Origin of the sequence: Butyricicoccus porcorum, from assembly GCF_051246315.1 — a bacterium.
Classification (GTDB): domain Bacteria; phylum Bacillota; class Clostridia; order Oscillospirales; family Butyricicoccaceae; genus Butyricicoccus_A; species Butyricicoccus_A porcorum.
In genome coordinates this window covers 2,363,677-2,381,791 of record NZ_CP178353.1, presented here as the reverse complement: position 1 = coordinate 2,381,791, position 18,115 = coordinate 2,363,677, and the positions used below count along the sequence as shown (strand labels likewise).

17 protein-coding genes are annotated in these 18,115 nt (G+C 39.2%); 13 read left to right on the top strand and 4 right to left on the bottom strand.

The features are described 5' to 3' along the window. The first annotated feature begins 50 nt into the window (after positions 1–50). The 9 genes from ACLM7Z_RS11790 to ACLM7Z_RS11750 are packed head-to-tail and all read left to right on the top strand — an operon-like array spanning position 51 to position 9,402. On the top strand, positions 51–923 hold the full coding sequence (locus tag ACLM7Z_RS11790; protein ID WP_435645155.1) for a polysaccharide pyruvyl transferase family protein: 873 nt from the start codon (positions 51–53) through the stop codon (positions 921–923). A 24-nt stretch (positions 924–947) separates the two neighbouring features. Further along, positions 948–1,817: a glucosamine inositolphosphorylceramide transferase family protein gene (locus ACLM7Z_RS11785; RefSeq protein ID WP_435645154.1), complete on the top strand. Its 870-nt coding sequence runs from the start codon at positions 948–950 to the stop codon at positions 1,815–1,817. Positions 1,818–1,856: 39 nt separating this feature from the next. Continuing rightward, a complete protein-coding gene (locus tag ACLM7Z_RS11780; RefSeq protein ID WP_435645153.1) occupies positions 1,857–2,840 on the top strand; it encodes a glycosyltransferase family 2 protein in 984 nt (327 codons plus the stop codon). Then, positions 2,833–3,801: a glycosyltransferase family 2 protein gene (locus ACLM7Z_RS11775; RefSeq protein ID WP_435645152.1), complete on the top strand. Its 969-nt coding sequence runs from the start codon at positions 2,833–2,835 to the stop codon at positions 3,799–3,801. Before ACLM7Z_RS11780 ends, ACLM7Z_RS11775 begins: the two co-directional genes overlap by 8 nt. A 20-nt stretch (positions 3,802–3,821) precedes the next feature. Beyond that, positions 3,822–4,679 (top strand): glycosyltransferase family 2 protein, encoded by an 858-nt coding sequence (locus ACLM7Z_RS11770; RefSeq protein ID WP_435645151.1) that lies wholly within the window; start codon positions 3,822–3,824, stop codon positions 4,677–4,679. 1 nt (position 4,680) lies between these two features. After that, positions 4,681–5,535, top strand: coding sequence for a hypothetical protein (locus ACLM7Z_RS11765; RefSeq protein WP_435645150.1), 855 nt, complete (start codon positions 4,681–4,683; stop codon positions 5,533–5,535). Further along, the gene (locus tag ACLM7Z_RS11760) at positions 5,532–6,686 is read left to right on the top strand and encodes a polysaccharide pyruvyl transferase family protein (protein ID WP_435645149.1); all 1,155 of its coding nucleotides are present in this window, start codon (positions 5,532–5,534) and stop codon (positions 6,684–6,686) included. Before ACLM7Z_RS11765 ends, ACLM7Z_RS11760 begins: the two co-directional genes overlap by 4 nt. Next, complete coding sequence (locus tag ACLM7Z_RS11755) at positions 6,683–7,825, top strand: glycoside hydrolase family 88 protein (RefSeq protein ID WP_435645148.1); 1,143 nt, start codon at positions 6,683–6,685, stop codon at positions 7,823–7,825. The genes ACLM7Z_RS11760 and ACLM7Z_RS11755 overlap by 4 nt, the downstream gene beginning before the upstream one ends. A 29-nt stretch (positions 7,826–7,854) precedes the next feature. Then, the gene (locus ACLM7Z_RS11750) at positions 7,855–9,402 is read left to right on the top strand and encodes a lipopolysaccharide biosynthesis protein (RefSeq protein ID WP_435645147.1); all 1,548 of its coding nucleotides are present in this window, start codon (positions 7,855–7,857) and stop codon (positions 9,400–9,402) included. A 349-nt stretch (positions 9,403–9,751) separates the two neighbouring features. Here the strand turns inward: ACLM7Z_RS11750 and ACLM7Z_RS11745 are convergent, their stop codons facing one another. The 4 genes from ACLM7Z_RS11745 to istA (ACLM7Z_RS11730) form a co-directional block, all read right to left on the bottom strand. Next, positions 9,752–10,969, bottom strand: a complete 1,218-nt coding sequence (locus tag ACLM7Z_RS11745) for an IS256 family transposase (RefSeq protein WP_435645775.1) — start codon at positions 10,967–10,969, stop codon at positions 9,752–9,754. Positions 10,970–11,036: 67 nt separating this feature from the next. After that, complete coding sequence (locus ACLM7Z_RS11740) at positions 11,037–11,813, bottom strand: IS3 family transposase (RefSeq protein ID WP_435645146.1); 777 nt, start codon at positions 11,811–11,813, stop codon at positions 11,037–11,039. Beyond that, positions 11,813–12,094, bottom strand: a complete 282-nt coding sequence (locus ACLM7Z_RS11735; protein WP_435645145.1) for a transposase — start codon at positions 12,092–12,094, stop codon at positions 11,813–11,815. The genes ACLM7Z_RS11740 and ACLM7Z_RS11735 overlap by 1 nt, the downstream gene beginning before the upstream one ends. Positions 12,095–12,142: 48 nt before the next feature. Next, positions 12,143–13,654, bottom strand: coding sequence for an IS21 family transposase (gene istA / locus ACLM7Z_RS11730; protein WP_435645144.1), 1,512 nt, complete (start codon positions 13,652–13,654; stop codon positions 12,143–12,145). A 237-nt stretch (positions 13,655–13,891) separates the two neighbouring features. On the opposite strand from istA (ACLM7Z_RS11730), the gene ACLM7Z_RS11725 reads away from it, so the two are divergent. The 4 genes from ACLM7Z_RS11725 to ACLM7Z_RS11710 all read left to right on the top strand — a co-directional run bounded on the left by ACLM7Z_RS11725 (position 13,892) and on the right by ACLM7Z_RS11710 (position 18,053). Next, positions 13,892–14,713: an SHOCT domain-containing protein gene (locus ACLM7Z_RS11725; RefSeq protein WP_435645143.1), complete on the top strand. Its 822-nt coding sequence runs from the start codon at positions 13,892–13,894 to the stop codon at positions 14,711–14,713. 451 nt (positions 14,714–15,164) lie between these two features. Next, positions 15,165–16,715, top strand: coding sequence for an IS21 family transposase (gene istA, locus ACLM7Z_RS11720; RefSeq protein WP_435645142.1), 1,551 nt, complete (start codon positions 15,165–15,167; stop codon positions 16,713–16,715). After that, entirely contained in the window at positions 16,712–17,500 is a 789-nt protein-coding gene (locus ACLM7Z_RS11715; protein ID WP_435645141.1) for an ATP-binding protein, read from the top strand. The genes istA (ACLM7Z_RS11720) and ACLM7Z_RS11715 overlap by 4 nt, the downstream gene beginning before the upstream one ends. A 214-nt stretch (positions 17,501–17,714) precedes the next feature. Next, a complete protein-coding gene (locus tag ACLM7Z_RS11710) occupies positions 17,715–18,053 on the top strand; it encodes a TnpV protein (RefSeq protein ID WP_435645140.1) in 339 nt (112 codons plus the stop codon). Positions 18,054–18,115 lie beyond the last annotated feature (62 nt).

Here is an 18,115-nt window from a genome sequence, read left to right as displayed (position 1 = left end):
AAGTTGGCGTGACTGCAATATTCTTAAATTTTAGGAATGAGGAGCGTGTTATGAGATTTGAAAGAGTACGATATATGTTCCTTAGAAATTCAGCTGTAAAACGTGATGTTGATAATAAGATTATACGCGCTGAAAGGAACAAGGTAAATTTGAATACATGGACTGAGCCAGGAAGATCCATTCAAAATGTTGGAGATTGCTTGTCTGAGGTTGTCGTTAGAGATACAGCTGACTATTATGGAATTAATTATGACAAATATTTGACAAAAACCAAGCATCTGTATGCAATAGGATCAATTTTATTAGGCTATCAGGATGCAACTATTTGGGGATCTGGATTTCTTAATGATCCTACTAAATCTAAATCTTTTGGAATATACAAAACAATTCATAGAGTGTGGCATTCTACAGATGTTCGGGCAGTGCGAGGACCTGCAACCAAGAAGATTTTTGATACAATCGGAATTAAATGTCCTGCCATATATGGAGATCCCGCAATTTTAATGCCGTTATTTTATCAGCCAAGGATATCATACCCGAATAGAGAATATGTTATCATACCACATTTTAATGAGTTTTATAAATACAAAGATCAAGATAATGTTTTGTCTACATTCAGCAATAGTTATGAGAATTTTATTGATATGATAGTATCAGCAGAAGTTGTAGTTAGTTCAAGCTTACATGGAATTATACTGGCCGAAGCATATGGACGGCCAGCGGTACTGTTAAAACCTTCTATCACTGAAAATATGTTCAAGTATCAAGATTACTATGAATCTACACAACGAAATAGTTTTTTGACAGTTTCCACACTCAAAGAGGCGTTAAGCTTACATATTGAGAAACCGGATGACAAGATAATGAAATTAATGCAGCATAGCATTCTTCAGGCATTTCCATGTGATTTGTGGGATAACTGAGATTAATATATGAGGAAAATAAAAATGAAAATTCAAAATACCCCACTCTTTGCAGAAAGTTGGAATGCTGCCTATAGGAAAAAATCAATAGGCACAATTTTAGAGGATCATGACACACCATTTCACATTATCAAAAACTCATCGCGATTTTGGGCTGCAGATACGATGGTATACGAATACAATGGAGAGACATACCTTTTTGCAGAGTTGTATGACTATAAACTTTGTAGAGGAACATTAGGTGTTGCACTTTTTGATGGCATACAGTTTGGCGCTTGGAAACAAATCATTGTTGAACCGTTTCATCTGTCATATCCGTTGGTATTTGAAAGAGAAAATTGTATTTATATGCTACCAGAAACTAGTGAAGTTGGTCAACTAAGATTATATAAAGCTGTTCAATTTCCATATAAGTGGGAATTGTATAAGGTTATAAAAGATGGCGTTCATTGGGTTGATACGACTTTGTTTAAACAGAGAGATATTTTTATAGGATTCACACAGTCGTTGGATGGAGAAAGAGGAAATTTAAGGTTTGAACTTGATCAGAATTTTGATATTTACGATATTCAGAAGTTGCCTACAGAAAAAATAGAAACATATAGAAATGGTGGACGGTTTTTTGAACTACCAGATGGAATGATTCGGGTATGTCAAGATTGTGTTGATGACTATGGAGCAGCTTTGTTTTTTCGCAAATATGACAACCACTGTCACCATGAATTGAAAAATATACATATTTCTCCACAAGATTTGAAATTTGATCGCCATATTTTTCTCCAAGGAATGCATACATATACAGCAACAGATAAGTTCGAAGTTATAGATGTGAAAACTCGAAGGCTTAATTTGATAAATCTATTTTTTAGATTGAAAAATAAGATTTACAAATAGAATCAGCAACAATACGCAAGAAAGAAGTGAGTCTTGAGAATGATAAGTATAATTGTACCTGCGTACAATGTAGAGCTGACACTCCCAAAAACAATAGACAGTATTTTATTGCAATCATATCGAGATTTTGAAATTATTATTGTTGATGATGGGTCAACAGATATGACGCCAAAGATTGCAGATAAATATCAAGAAAAGTATCCCAATCAAATTAGAGTTATTCATTCGGTAAATCAAGGTGTTACTCATGCTCGATTAAAAGGAATCGATAATGCAATGGGCGAATGGATTGGTTTTGTTGATGCAGATGACTTTCTTGAACCCGATATGTATGAAATTCTTATCAAAAATGCAGAAGAATATGATGCGGATATCTCACACTGTGGTTATCAAATGAATTTTTCGGATGGTCGTACACACTATTTTTATAATACAGGTGTTCTACTGATTCAGAATTCACATGAAGCCCTTGCAACACTGTTAGAGGGTACGTTAGTTGAACCCGGTCTCTGGAATAAAATATATCGTAAACAACTTATTATATCGGCACTTGACAGCGAGCAAATGGATTGCTCACTGAAACAAAATGAAGATTTCCTGATGAATTTTCTTATATTTAAAGAAGCTAGATGTATTGTTTTTTTAGATGTTTGCAAGTATCATTATGTTGTTAGAGAAGGATCTGCAACGCGAACGGCATTAAATAAAAACATGATCTATGATCCGATTATTGTGAGAAAGCAAATTGTGCAAATAGCAGATGAATTATTAATAGATCAAGCCAAACGCACCTATATTAGCACCTGCTTGGATGTATATAACTTGATTCTAATGTCAGGAACAAAGGAGAATCGCGAAGATTTGAATGCTGTTTGGAATGAAATCCAGGTTCATAAGGAATGGGGAAACCTGCTAAATAGAAAGAGAAAGCTGCTCTTATGGACATTGCTTCACAGCAGAGTATTGTACAAAATTCTATATAGAGGTTATTCTAATTACATTCAGGTGAAACCGTATGAATGATTTAATAAGTGTTGTAGTACCTGTTTATAATATAGAACAATACATTGATAAATGTATTTCAAGCATTCTTAATCAAACATATAGGAATCTTGAAGTGATATTAGTTGATGATGGCTCTCCTGATAACTGCCCGATGATTTGTGACGCATGGGCAGTTAAGGATAACCGGATTACGGTTATCCATAAAGAAAATGGAGGGCTGTCTGATGCACGAAATGCAGGCATGGCTGCTTCATCGGGCAAGTATATCGCCTTTGTTGATGGTGATGATTATATCGAAGTTGAGTTATATCAACGACTTTTGCAGGCAATTCAGAACAATAATGCCCAGATTGCTATATGTTCCATTCGTAAAGAATGGTCAGATGGAAAAACAGAATTATTTGGTGACCAAGATTTTCATATATACGAAGCTGACGATGGCTTGAGAGCACTAATACAAGAGGAGATTCGACAAGTTGTTTGGAATAAGTTGTATATTCGTGATATGGTTAAAAATATTCCGTTTGCTGTAGGAAAATATCACGAAGATGAATTCTGGAGTTATCAGGTTATTGGTGAGGTGACGCGCATAGTTAAAATAGACTATGTGGGTTATTGTTATATGCAACGGGATAACAGTATTATGGGAGAAAACTTTTCACTTAAACGCTTAGATGCCATTGAAGCCAAGCGCCAACGTCAGGAGTACTTGGAGAACAACCATAAAGAGTTTGCGGAATTAGGGAAAAAGGACCTTCTTTTTTCGTGTCTTTATAGTGGACAGCATTCTTTGTTGGAGATGAAAGGTCAGGAACGTGATGAAGCAGTTATAAGCCTACGAAGAGTGGTAAAAGAGTGTTCCATAGACAAGGATTTGCTTAAAAAATGTAAAATAAAGCATAGGATTTGGCTGAGGTTAGAAAAAATTTGTTTTGTTGCTACATGTAGATTAAGAAATGCTTTAAAAATTGGTTTATAATCAAAAAATAGGAGTATCACATGGAATCATTGGTAAGTATCGTGTTGCCAGTTTATAATGGTGAAAAATATTTGAGAGAAAGTATTGACAGCATTTGTGCGCAAACATGGAGAAATTGGGAGCTCATCATTGTAGATGATGGATCAACAGACAAAACAGCTGAAATCGCAAAAGAGTATGCAGCAAAAGATCAGCGCATTTTCTATTATAAAAATGAACAAAATCTCCGCCTTCCTAAAAACTTGAATCGTGGATTTTCCTTGGCAAAAGGAGAATATTTAACATGGACTTCAGATGATAATATGTATTTGCCAATCGCTATAGAGAAAATGGTCAAGCAGTTGGAAGTATCTCATGCTGAATTTGTATTCGCTTCTTGCCGTATTATCGATAGTGATGGTAGAGAAGTTGAGTATAACATGGTGAATGAATCTAGTTTAAAAAGAATTGTTGGAAACAATCCGGTTGGTGCATGTTTCATGTATACCCGAAAGGTTTATCAAGAGATTGGAAAATATGATCCAGATTATACTCTTGTTGAAGATTTTGATTATTGGCAACGAATTGCTATGAAGTTCCCAATTACTACTATTGAAGAGATTCTTTACAAGTATCGTTGGCATAGTGGAGCATTGACTAGCACCATGAAGAAGGATACGTTTAATCGTATCTTAGAAAAGATGCTTCTAAAAAACCGTCCTGGTTTTGGCAAATTGGACTGGGAACAAAATTATTATTACTATAGCAGTTTGTCTTCATGTCGCAAGAACCTAGACGAAGAAAATCCGTATATATTGAAAGAAAAATGGTATTCATTTTTGTATTTTATTAAAAAGCGTGTGCCAAATAAGTTTAAGCGGATATTAGGAAGGATTTAGTATGTTGTGTTTTGCTATTGCGCTTAGAAGTAAAAGGACAACTAGAAACTGGAAGCAAGTGGTGAAGGACTTTAATTCTACTTTAAATTCCATATTCAATCAAAAAAATTCCAATTTTAGAGTTTTAGTTGCGTGTCATGAAATCCCTCCTTTGGAAAGAGAATATGATGACCGACTTAAATTCATCACGGTTGATTTTCCTGTTCCAAACGAGTGGGTTCAATATTGCAGAGACAGAGCAATGAAACTTATGGCATGCACTATGGAAATAAAAAAGCATTATTCCGATTATAGTGAAGAGGATGGGGGAGCTTTTGTGTTTCCTGTTGATGCGGATGATTTAATTAGTAATAGGGTATCGGAATTTGTGAATACACATCTTAATGCCAATGGATTTAGATCAAAAAAAGGGCTGGTTTGGAACAGAAGTAAAAATAGAAAAATAGTAATCAAGTCACCTTATTTTGGTGGAAGTTGCAATGTAATGAAATTGTATTACGATGAATTGCCAGATGCACTTCCTGAAGAATCAAAGTTTTTCCTGAAAGAAACAGGAGAATACTTGATAAAAAATTATAAAATATGTTGGGATGATCATGAAGTTGCAGAAAAATTTAGACAATTAGGTCGGCCTTTTACTATGTTCCCCTTTGCCTCTACTATATATGTGTTGGGTGCGGGAGAAAATATTTCAGATATTGATCCTAGAGAACAGAAATTAGATGGGAGTTTTTCGAAGCTAACAGGTATTAATTTTCATCCGGGAATTTTAGTTAAAAGAATAAACCCTTTAAATAAAAAAATATTATCCCCAAAATTAAAAAGGGAATTCTCTATTTATAGGGGGTATAAATGATGTTTCTATTGTATTATCACGGCGGTAGTACTAACCACGGCTGCGAGGCCATTGTTCGTTCGACTGCAAAGATTCTGAATACAGATCTGACTTTGTTCACAACTAGAATTGAATCTGACCGTTACTATGGTTTGGACAATATTGTCACAATAAAAGAAGATGCTCATATTCCTCCTAAAGGATTCAAATGGTTGAGAGCGGCAGTTGACTTTAAATTGTACAAGAATGATAAACGCTTTATTCGGTATGCTCGAGATACATTTTTCTCTCAGGTAAAGTGCGGAAGCGTAAATCTGTCAATTGGTGGCGATAACTACTGTTACACTGGCCAGGATATTCTGGGATATTACAATGAAATTATCCATCAAAAGGGAGGAAAAACCGTTCTCTGGGGGTGCTCTTTCGATCCGAAGTATCTGACTTCTGCTGTAGAAAGGGACATTGCATGCTATGATCTAATTGTTGCCCGGGAGCAACTGAGTTATGAGTGCCTAAAGAAAGTTAATCCCAATACAGTACTTTTTCCTGATCCTGCCTTTCAGTTGGATCAAGTAAAATTGCCGCTGCCGGATGGTTTTGCTGATGGAAATACAATTGGAATTAATGTTAGTCCATTGATTATGAAAGAAGAGGCATTTCAGGGAATTACAGAAGAAAACTATATTCACTTAATACAACACATCGTAGATATTACAGACTGCCAAATAGCGTTGATTCCTCATGTAGTTGAACCTGATAATGATGATAGAGAACTTTTAAATGTTTTGTTTCGGCGCTTTGCAAGAACAGGGCGTGTTGTAATGATTGGTGATTGTCGCGCACCAGAATTGAAAGGATATATTTCTAGGTGTCGTATCTTTATTGGGGCGCGAACTCATGCAACGATTGCGGCTTATTCTACTTGTGTTCCTACGCTGGCTGTGGGATATTCTATAAAAGCTAGAGGGATTGCCAGAGAACTCTTTGGTGAAGAAGAACACTATGTGTTGCCTGTTCAATCGATGAAGACTCCTGACGATTTGTCAAATGAGTTTGACTGGATTTATGCACATGAAACTAAAATTCGAAATCATCTACAAACATTTATTCCTGCTTATGTTGAGCGCTGTTGGGAAGCAGGAAAACTCGTTCGGGAAATGGAGCGGAGATGACTTTTATATTTTTTATTCTCGTTAGCATTATTTCATTTTGTGCATTAGTATTATGGGGGGTAGATTTTTATTATTTTATAATTAACCGCTATTGCCGATTTCATATTGGACGATGGGAATCGACGCAAGAGTGGCAACGTGCTGTTATCAAACGGGCCATTAAATGGACAAAAAAAACGCCAACAGTAAAAATTACAGATAATTCACGGTATTTGTTATTGGACATGATTCAGGGAAAATATAGGAGTCAAACTATTCAATCATGGCAGAATGCGTCTCTGATTTTGGGGCTGATGACTCTGGCTCCCCACGAAGCCAGAGAAAGTGCGAAGAAATATCTTAATGCTGAGGGGAACTGGAGAAAAAAACCTGTTGCTGTAGATGCTGGGATGCTTGCATATGCGGTGCTAAAAGTAGCAGATGAACCAGAATATGAATATGTGAAGCCTGCAATGGATGAGATTACCAATATTATTAAGAGGAATACAGATAAAAATGGCCTAATCTCTTATTGTGGTGGTATCCAAAATCCGGAACGATATGTAGATACATTGGGGTTGACTTGTCCTTTTTTGGCCCTCTATGCAAGAGTATATGATTGCCCGGAATATGCTAAATTAGCTTTTCGACAACTCGAATTCTATCATGATTTTGGACTGTACAAAGATACAGCACTTCCAAATCATGCAATTGACTGTGAAAGCAAGTTGCCCTTGGGCGTTTATGGTTGGGGGCGTGGGACGGTATGGTATGCACTTGGACTAATAGACACTTATCAAGAATTGCCAGATGGGAAGGATAAAAAGACTTTGAAACAGTGGATTTCAGAAGCAGCTAATTCTTACCTTAGATTTCAAAAAGAAGATGGTGGATTTGGAAGTAGCTTACATCGAATAAGTACATATGACAGTTCTGCGACTGCAGGTATGGCGTATTTTTTCCGAAGCTGTGCGCATGTGTTAAAAAATGATGAGTACCAACTGTATGCCGATTTATGTTTAGAATGTTTGAAACGAGTGACACGTATTACAGGAAGCATTGATTGGTGCCAGGGAGATACTAAAGGAATTGGAATTTTTGCACAGACTTATGATGTTATGCCTTTTGCACAAGGATTGGCAATTAGGGCCTTTAAATAAGATTACAATTGAGGAAAACTAGAATTGACATGGGAAAGAAAACAAGAACAGAATATTCGATTATAAATATTGTGACAGGCCTAGGAGGCTATGCGGTGAATACCCTCCTAGGTTTAATCTGTCGAATAGTTTTTACCCATACACTTGTGAGCGAGTATCTAGGGGTTAGTGGACTGTTTACAAACATCTTATCTATGCTTAGCCTAGCCGAATTAGGAATTGGCAGTGCAATTGTTTATGCTTTGTATAAGCCATTAGCAAAGCAGAATCATGAAAAAATAGCATCTCTGGTTAAATTTTACGGAAAATGCTATCAGGCAGTTGGAGTATTAATTGGAATACTGGGTGTTTTATTAATGCCATTTCTTCGCCTGTTGATTCATGACGTGCCCTCAATTCATGAGAATATCTATCTGATTTATGTAATTTTTCTTTTCAACACAGCAAGTAGCTATTTTTTTAGTTATAGAAGCTCTCTGTTAACGGCAGCACAGCAGAATTATTTAGTGATTGGGCTTAATTATGCAATAACTATTCTAGAAAGTGTTATACAAATGATTTGGTTGATAGCAACTCATAATTACCTAGGATATTTAATTATTCAAACAATAGGGACTTTGATCTATAATATTGTAATTTCGCATATTGCAGCAAAAAAATTCCCATATATCGCTAAAAAAAACATTAAACCTTTGGAAAAAGAAGAAAAGTTTGGACTGATAAAGAATATCCAAGCGTTGATTATTTGGAAACTTTCGGGTTTGCTCGTCAATAGTACAGATAATATTATCATTACATACTTTAGTGGACTGACGGCGGTTGGATTATCATCGAACTATACGTTGCTTTCAACTACAATCAACTCCTTACTTAATCAATTGTTTAGTGGAATTACGGCTAGCGTAGGAAATATGAATGCAATTGAGAGTAAAGAAAAGAAAATGGATATGTTCTACGCAATCAATTTAGCAAATTTTTGGCTTTTTGGCTGGTCTGCAATTGGAATCTTTGTTTGTTCTACAGATATGGTGCATCTTATGTTTGGCCAAAACTATATTTTACCAATTACTATCCCTTTCGTAATTGCATTGAACTTTTATATGGTAGGTATGCAAAATGCAGTATGGACTTATAAAAATACAATGGGCTTGTTTAGGCCAGGGAGATATCTATTAATTTTAACCGCTATAATTAATCTTGTTTGTTCAATATGGCTTGGAAAAGTATGGGGGCTTTTTGGTATTCTATTCGCTACAGCAATATCTAGAGCTTTTACAAACACTTGGTATGATCCGTATGCTGTCTTTAAATATGGATTTGGCGAAAAAGCATCGCTATATTTCTTTCGATATTTGTATTATGCCATAATCCTTGTACTAACCGGAGGAATATGTTACTGGAGTTGCTCGTTTGTTCGACTTTCGCTGCTTGCAACTGTTGTGGTAAAGTTTTTGATTTGCTGTATAATACCTAATGTGGTTTTCTTGTTGTGTTTTTATCGAAAAAAAGAATTCTTAATTATTAGAGAATTTTCACAACGAGTGGTCAATAAATTAAAAGAAAAGATTAAACGATGAGTGTTGTGGTCAAGCATTTTTGTAACGCCACCACCTAATTATATCAATCCATATCGCTTCTCAAATGGTGTCATGTAATCATGATATGAGTGAGGCCGAATCTGGTTGTACCATAGATATGCAAACTCCTGAACAGCATGATCCAATTCCTGATCTGTATGGAAATAATACTGATTGAATTAGCGGGAGTGTGAAAACTTTTCTGTAAATAGCCTTCTATGCTAAAGATTGGTTGTGGCTGACAGCAGAAACTGCTGTCAGCTCATGCTTAATGATTAACAAAAGGGTGTACGTAGATCTCGGTGCCTGCGATAGCAGGAAAATATTTCCGTTGGCATAAAGGCTTTTGTTATTCGGGCAGACGACCTTCGTACATGATGGCCAGTTCTCCATAGACTTTTCCCCAGTTTCGAATCGGCATCTTCCACTTTTTAGTGGCTTCGAATGTTGCCAGATAAAGGGCTTTCAGCAGCGCCTGATCGCTCGGAAATACACTTCTCTGGCGATTCAGCTTGCGGTAAGTAGAATTCAGGCTCTCAATAGCATTCGTTGTGTAAATGACGGTTCTGACGTCCGCAGAGAACTTGAAAATTGGCGTCAGAGCATCCCAGTTTGTGAACCAGGATTTCATAGCACGGGGGTATTTTTCGTCCCATTTTTCTGCAACATTATCGCGGATTTCCTGAGCTTTGGCCTCGGTCGGCGCTGAATAAATCTTCTTCAGATCAGCCGAGAACAGTTTTCTATCCTTGTCCGCTACATACTTGAGCGTATTGCGGACCTGATGAACGATGCAGCGCTGGTATTCTGTCTTAGGAAAGGCGGTTCCAATGGCTTCTCCGATGCCGGTCAGACCATCAGCGCAGATGATAAGCACGTCCTTCACACCTCGGTTTTTAAGGCCATTCATAACAGAAAGCCAATACTTTGCGCTTTCGTTGTCACCGACTTCAATCATCAACACTTCTTTCTTACCTTCAGTGTTGATGCCAAGAATGACATATGCCGCAAGCTTCCGGATGATACCATTGTCACGAACGGAGTAATGGATTGCATCAATAAACAGTACCGGATAAACCTCGTCGAGAGGGCGATTCTGCCATTCTTCAATCTGCGGCAGAATCTTATCTGTAACGTCTGAAATAAATCCTTCAGAGGCTTCAAATCCGTAGATTTCCTCCAAAGTTTCAGATATCTGGCGCGTAGTCATTCCCTTTGCATACATGGAGATAATTTTCTGATCAATAGAAGAAATATCCTTCTGACGTTTTTTGACTACCTTAGGCTGGAAAGTTGATTTACGATCCTGCGGCACATTGATATCCAAGCTGCCATAGCTGGAATTCACTTCTTTGGATTTGTATCCGTTGCGATAGTTTCGATCACTCTCTTCATCATGCGTGCGTTCAGATTTCGAGTAGCCGAGATGCGCATCCATTTCTGATTCCATCATTTCTTTGATTGTGCCACCAAGCAGATCCTTGAGTGCGTCCTGAATATCTTCAGCGGTCTGAATATCGTATTCCTCAAGTAATCCCTGGATGATAGCACGCTTACCATCGGTCATCTGGACACGATGTGCTGGTTTCTTCTTTCCTCTAGGCATAAAATCGACCTCCTGTGAATTGATCATATCATAAAAGACTATCTTTGGCGACTTTTACAGAGATTTTTTCACAGGCTCTGATTAGCTCCTGCTTCAATGTATTATAATAACGCTCCATCGGTGCATTATCATACGGACAACCGGCATGACTCATACTCTGAGTGATGCCATGATCCTGACAGAATAAAATAAATTCCAGAGATGTAAACTGACTCCCCTGATCAGAATGCAATATTAAATTCTGAGCGATACAACCGGTTGCTTTTAAAGCCTTTTTAAGGGTGCGAATTGCAAGCTCGCTGGTCATCCATTTTCCATTTTCACTGGCGACGACACTCCTGTCGTATAAATCAATGATTGTACAATTAAAGCGCGTAGTACCATTGGTAAGAAATAAATATGTAAAGTCTGTACACCAGACCTGATTGATCTTTTCAACTCTGAAGTTTTGCTCAAGAAGATTTGGAAATATTTTATGAGCATGCCCCTTTTTATATCCAGGTTTCTTTCGCCGACAGACACACTGCAGCTTGAGCTCTTTGTTCATATACTTATAAACTGTAGTTTTGCTGAGACGGATATCTTTTCTGGAAAGAAATACTCTCATAGGACGATGACCGATTATGCCACCCAGTTCATGATAGATATTTCTTATCTCGTTACAGATAAACTGTTTCTTTTCCAAATATGCAGCCTTAGAATGCTTTAGATAGTTATAATAAGCATTCGGACAGATTTTCATATGAGACAATAACCACCTGAGTCCAAATTCATTCTGATTTTCTTCAATAAATCGATAAGCCACTAATCGATTTCCTTCGCAAAGAATGCCGCTGCTTTTTTTAGGAACTGATTTTCCTTTTCAAGTTCAGCTTTTTCCTGACGGAGACGACGAATCTCCTGCATCAGTTCATATTGATTCATGGCTTCGTCATTTGTTTGGCATTCTTCGCGGTATGCACGTACCCAATTAGAAATAGTAGCTTTAGATACGCCATATTCAGCAGCCAGGCTGGCAAGTGTTCTGCCATCCTGAATATGCTGCCGGACAACTTTTTTCCGTGTTTCTGTGGTAATCTGTTGCATGTCTTTCTTCCTTTCCTAATAGTCATTATAACCTATTAGACGGAAGCGTTACAAATTTAATATACCACTACAAGTCCTGGTATCGGGTGTTTCCGATATCAGTTTTTCAGAACTGGTTACAAGGATGTTTTTGATACTCTTATAACTTGGCGATGCTGTATAGGATAATGCCTTTTTACAGGCAGCTTCAAGCAATGAATCTGAATACTTCTCAGCAAGCTTTAGAAGTCCCAAACAACTCCGATAGGTCTGCTGTTCCACACCTTTGAAGGTTAATATCGCGTTGACTGCAGTGTATGTATTTATACCAATCCGCTCAGCCCATTTACGGAATCGGTCGCCGTTCCATTCCAGATATTTCTGGTGATCTTCCGGCATATGCTCTGTAATGGTGCTGTACTGCCCGGGACGCCCTTTCAGGCGGCGATGGGAAGCAATGCGGTTATGGTTATAAAAAATCTCAATAGTGGTATCTGTTATCTTTACATCAACTTTCTTTTTGATGTATTCATATGGAACGGAGTATAGCATTCTGTCCACAGATATGTGATAATGGAACTGAACAGTGGCTGTTTTCCAGTCGCTCAGTTCAAAACGGGTAGCAGGTAATGGTGCCAACAATGGTTTTTCTTCCCCAAGAAATAAGCTTCGCCGACTACCCTCTTTCTTTTGAAAGAGCCTTTGGTTAAACAGTTCCAGCTTATCTCTGATTGCGCGGTTTAATTCGGCAAGGGAGAAGAACTGTTCATCCCGAAGTGCTGCTGTAATCCAGGTAGATATATTTCCTACCGTTCCTTCAGCATTCGGCTTATCCTTGGGTGCTCTGATACGTGCCGGAATAATAGCAGTACCGTAGTGTTCAGCCATTTCCTGATAAGTTTCATTGATCTGCTGGCCTTTAAAACCACCATTGTGAACAACAGCTGTTTTGCAGTTGTCCGATACGAGAATCCTGGCAACTCCGCCAAAGAATTCGTACATGTGGACATGAGCAGTGATCCATGATTTTTGCTTCATATCCAGAAAGGCTTCAACATAGGTGTACTGACTGTATGTCATTACACCTACAAAAATGTACGCTTTCATGGTTTCCCCGGTATCCGGGTCAATCATTATTGCAGGATCTCCTGCCCAGTCAACCTCAACCTGCTCTCCGGGCTTCCGGTTGATATGCATGGTTGCACGATGTTTCTGCTCATCCTGCTGGATGTGATAGCAGAACTGGGAATACATAAGTGGTTCTTCACCGTTAGCTCGGCAGTCCTCCATGTATTCGGTCCACAGGAGCTTCTTAGTGACTCCATTACGGAGCAGCTCCTTGCGGATGTAAGCGTAGTCAGGTTCTCTTTTGTGAGAGGTGACTTGCTTCGCAGAGGGAAATAGCTTTTCTGCGAGGACAGCATCAGTATCGTTTTCGTCAAGCGGCCAGGAAATATCTAACTCTTCGGCGCGCTTTAGAACACGATTGACAGTTTTCTTGGATACATTGCAGCTGTCAGCAATGTTCTGTTGGCTGAGACCTAAACTTTTAAGTCTAAGGATCTCTCGATATTTGGTCATAGTCATGACCTCCTTAGAATGTATTTACACTAAACAGTGCATGATTACATTCTAAGGGATTTATGGTAGGGGTTTCCACCACCGGAATGGCGGTTTCCTTAAAAACGGATTTGCGGTTTCCTGTCGCCGGACAGCAGCGACACGGGTGCCGGATTATTCAACAACAACTATTGCTTATACCATCATTTTGTATTATCATATAATCAGTATTTTATATAGATAAAGGAGAGAGTTTCAATGCCCGTTTGTTCTGCTTGTGGAAAAAGAACCATATTTCCAATGACTATCAAGGATAAAGTCTATTGTCAAAAATGCTTTCAATCGCTTGGCGTCAAAGGCATGATTTCTACCTGTAAAAATGATAATAAATCCTCTGATGAGATACACGCACAAATTACAGAAAATGCATCGGATCGAATTGTTGCTTCAAATGCTGCTGCTGAAATTAAAAGAAAACTTAAATCAACAGGAGTCGATATGGGTCCATTTTCTGGAATGAAAGTGGGCCCGCTTTCTGGTGGAAGCATAAAAGCAGTTGCTTCAATGGTTAGAAACGATGAAACAATTATTGGAGCACTCGATACATTTGCATCTATCGGAGAACCATCCGGAAGATTCAAAGGAAAATCTTTTACGCATAAAGGCAGAGATACTGGAGTTGTAGTTATTACTGATAAACGTGTTCTCTTTGCTTCCAGAGAAGCTGGTTTATCATCGTCTATATCTATGAATCTTTCTGATATCAATTCTATAACCGATACAAATAATACTGGGTTTAGTCTTCACGCTGGCCTTAATCTTCTTGAAACAAAAATGTTAATATCCACTTCCTCAACTTCATTAGCTATTTACAATACAAATGCATTTCTTAAACCTTTTAAGAAAGTTCTCATTGAAGCAATGGGTAATGTACAGGCCTACAAGCAAGCAGATACTGTTGTGATCAAGGAAAGTTTCTCAGCCGCAGATGAAATCGAAAAGTTCAAACAGCTGCTGGATCAAGGTATTATCACAGAAGAAGAATTTGATGCGAAGAAAAAACAATTGTTGGGATTATAAGCATATCTATTTTAGTGAAAAATAGATTGCAGAGAGCCACTAATCGCTAATTTGAACTGTACCCTATTTGTTAGATAGTATCATATACTATTTAACAAGTGGGGTATTTAACTACGTCAAAAGGAAAACGAAATAAACGATATTTACCAAGATTGTCAGCGTCGGGAATTTCGGGGAATATCCCATTATAAGCTGCTAAATTGAATAAATTACTTACTTTTTTACATCATAAATATCCTCAATATTTATCCTGATATCCCCGATCTGCGAAATTCTCCGATCTGGCTTGTAAATACCGGCTGCACCTTGCCATCTGCACGGACTTTTTCTGCCACCTCTCCGGAGAAATCCAGCCACCTTACCGCAGTTGTTTTCCACTTGTGGGATGATATTCTATAATGAAGTCAGCGCATGATATTGTCATGTGACTTCATCATAGGAGGTCCAAAATATGGATTACAGAGAAATCCTCAGGCGTCGTAGTATGGGGTGCAGTCAAAGGCAAATGGAACGCGATAAGCTCGTTTCAAGAGAGAAATCGAAAGCTATCTTTGCGGCGGCAGATCGTGTTGGTATACACTGGCCTATCGACCCAGAGATAACAAATCAGGAGCTTGAATTGTTACTTTTTCCGGACAAGTACAGAACTGTCAACATGTACGTTGAGCCAGATTATGTATACATCCATAAAGAGTTAGCAAAAACTGGTGTTACCATGACGCTGCTCTGGGAAGAATACTGTCAGAAGTGCTATGAAAATGGTCAAACGCCCTATATGAGTACGCAATTCAGTGAGAAATACCGCAAATGGGCCAAGGTGACCAAGGCAACTATGCGTATCCAACATAAGCCAGGTGATGCTATGGAGGTTGATTGGGCTGGTGATACAATTCCAGTATTTGATCCGGTAACGGGCGAAGAAACAGCAGCCTATCTGTTTGTTGCTGTGCTGCCCTGCAGTTGCATGATATATGCGGAAGCCTGCTCAGATATGAAGATGGAAAACTGGTTACTGTGTCATGTACATGCCTACAACTATTTTGGCGGTGTTACTCGGCTGTTAATTTCGGACAATTGCAAAACTGCAACGATTTCCAATACTCGATATGATACGATTCTGAACCGCAGCTATCAAGAGCTGGCAGAGCACTATGGCACAGCGATTGTTCCTGCTCGGGTTCGCAAGCCTAAAGATAAGAGTCATGCAGAAGGTTCTGTTCGATTTGCCGAAACGTGGATCATTGCTGCACTGCGTGATCAGAAATTCTTCTCTATCATTGAGGTTAAGGATGCGGTTGCACAGAAACTTGATGAATTGAATGACCGCAAGTTTAAGCAGAGAGTCGGTACTCGGCGCAGTGCCTATCAGGAAGAAGAAAAAGCATATATGCTGCCCCTTCCTGCCAGTGATTTTGAACCGGCAGTCTGGTCTGTATCAAAGGTCGGTGTGGACTATCTCATCTCGGATGGCCGTAATAAATATTCTGTTCCATCCAATTTGATTGGAGAACAGGTGGATATTCGCACAACCAGCACAATGATTGAAGTATTCTACCACGGCAGTCGTGTAGCAGCTCACCGCCGTTTTCAGACAAGACAACATGATCCAATTGTGAAGCCAGAGCATATGCCTCCGGAACATCGGAAATACCTGAACTACAACGCAGAAACCTTTACCAAATGGGCAACTGCCGTAGGGCCTATGACCACCAAAGTTATCCAGCATTTTCTGACTTCAGGAAAGGTTCCTGAACAGGGCTACAAGGCCTGTGCAAGTCTGACTAAACTAGCGAATCGCTACGGCGATTCCCGGCTGGAGAATGCCTGCAGACGGATTCTATCTTACAGTTCCACGCCCTCTGTACGCAATATTAGCAGCATTTTGAAAAACGGACAGGACAAACTGGAACTAAGAAAAGCAGAACCCAAACCAACCTCACTCAATAGCTATGGAATAACCCGTGGCGCCGCTTACTTCCGCAAGGCAGGTGAGCAAAAGTGATCTCTCAGGCAACTGTTGATATGCTGAAAGGTATGAAAATGAGCGCTATGGCCGCTGAATTGGAGCGTCAGTTGACTGATGCGTCCTACCGGGAACTCGGATTTGAAGACCGCCTGGGGCTGCTTGTGACAGCCGAATGGAATCGTCGCCAGACAAACAAAGTGAATCGATTCATTCGAAATGCTCATTTCTCTGCACCTTCTGCTGCTGTGGAATCGATTGAATACTATGAAGACCGCCAATTGGACAAATCTCAGATATTACGTTTCTCCACCTGTAAGTACATTGAGGAAGGTCACCATATTATTTTAAAAGGGGCCTCTGGAAACGGAAAAACTTACATTGCCTGTGCGCTTGGAAATGCTGCCTGCCGCCGATTTAAGTCGGTGCAGTACATCCGAATGCCAGAATTGCTGGATGAACTGAGCATTGCCAGAGGCTGCGGTGATCTACAGAAAATACTGAAATCTTACAAAAAATGTGATCTGCTTATCATCGATGAATGGCTAATCCGTTGTTTAACTCCTCAGGAAAGCTACGATTTACTGGAAATCATGGAAACCAGATGTGGGCAAACTCCCAGCAGATCTATGATCCTCTGCACCCAGTACGAACCGGAAGGTTGGTATCGACGAATCAATCCTGACCCGGAAAGCGATAGCCCTATTTCTGAAGCAATCATGGACCGTATTATCCATAATGCCTACGATGTGACGGTCGCTGGGCGAATTTCCATGCGCGAACGTCACGGGCTGAACAGTACCACACAGGACTGTGCTGAATAATAAATCATGATGAGATGATCCCTCCAGAACAGAGTTGCATTGTTGACATATACGACGATGCTGCGGGGTGAATCTTACAAGTGTATGACTTAACGAAGTCCATCCGATCTGCTGAGACTGGTTTTGCTGGTCTCGGCAGATTGCGATGAAGCGTAGCTCCACTCCAGAAAAGTAGGGCTCAAATACGGTTGGGTGTGGCCGAACCTCCGGCGAGGTGGAAAGAAAAGTCCGGCAGGGTGGCAAGTTTTTTCCGTGCAGGTGGCAAACCGACGCCGGTTTTTACATATGGGGACAGCGGCATAAACGCTACTTGAAAGAGCATAAACGGCTGTTTTATTCTAATTTGTTGACAAGCGGAAAACTGAACAGTTACCTTGCTGATATTGATCGACAGGCAGAGGAAATGTTTTCTCGGCTGGTAAAACAGATGGCAGAATGTGAGGGCGTGACAGAACAGCTAAAGGCAGAAAATCAGCTTGAATGGGTCGGGAAAATGAATAATATTCGTAGCAGAGCAGTAGAGATTATAGATGTAGAATTGATTTGTGTTTAGGAGGACAAAGCGGCAGATATAATGTTAAAAGGTGGTTGCGTGCGCACGCATATTGTGTTATA

Coding starts and splice junctions, on each gene's coding strand:
- ACLM7Z_RS11790 (WP_435645155.1), top strand. CDS start 51: ATGAGATTTGAAAGAGTACGATATATGTTCCTTAGAAATTCAGCTGTA.
- ACLM7Z_RS11785 (WP_435645154.1), top strand. CDS start 948: ATGAAAATTCAAAATACCCCACTCTTTGCAGAAAGTTGGAATGCTGCC.
- ACLM7Z_RS11780 (WP_435645153.1), top strand. CDS start 1,857: ATGATAAGTATAATTGTACCTGCGTACAATGTAGAGCTGACACTCCCA.
- ACLM7Z_RS11775 (WP_435645152.1), top strand. CDS start 2,833: ATGAATGATTTAATAAGTGTTGTAGTACCTGTTTATAATATAGAACAA.
- ACLM7Z_RS11770 (WP_435645151.1), top strand. CDS start 3,822: ATGGAATCATTGGTAAGTATCGTGTTGCCAGTTTATAATGGTGAAAAA.
- ACLM7Z_RS11765 (WP_435645150.1), top strand. CDS start 4,681: ATGTTGTGTTTTGCTATTGCGCTTAGAAGTAAAAGGACAACTAGAAAC.
- ACLM7Z_RS11760 (WP_435645149.1), top strand. CDS start 5,532: ATGATGTTTCTATTGTATTATCACGGCGGTAGTACTAACCACGGCTGC.
- ACLM7Z_RS11755 (WP_435645148.1), top strand. CDS start 6,683: ATGACTTTTATATTTTTTATTCTCGTTAGCATTATTTCATTTTGTGCA.
- ACLM7Z_RS11750 (WP_435645147.1), top strand. CDS start 7,855: ATGGGAAAGAAAACAAGAACAGAATATTCGATTATAAATATTGTGACA.
- ACLM7Z_RS11745 (WP_435645775.1), bottom strand. CDS start 10,969: ATGACCGATGGTAAGCGTGCTATCATCCAGGGATTACTTGAGGAATAC.
- ACLM7Z_RS11735 (WP_435645145.1), bottom strand. CDS start 12,094: ATGCAACAGATTACCACAGAAACACGGAAAAAAGTTGTCCGGCAGCAT.
- istA (WP_435645144.1), bottom strand. CDS start 13,654: ATGACCAAATATCGAGAGATCCTTAGACTTAAAAGTTTAGGTCTCAGC.
- ACLM7Z_RS11725 (WP_435645143.1), top strand. CDS start 13,892: ATGCCCGTTTGTTCTGCTTGTGGAAAAAGAACCATATTTCCAATGACT.
- istA (WP_435645142.1), top strand. CDS start 15,165: ATGGATTACAGAGAAATCCTCAGGCGTCGTAGTATGGGGTGCAGTCAA.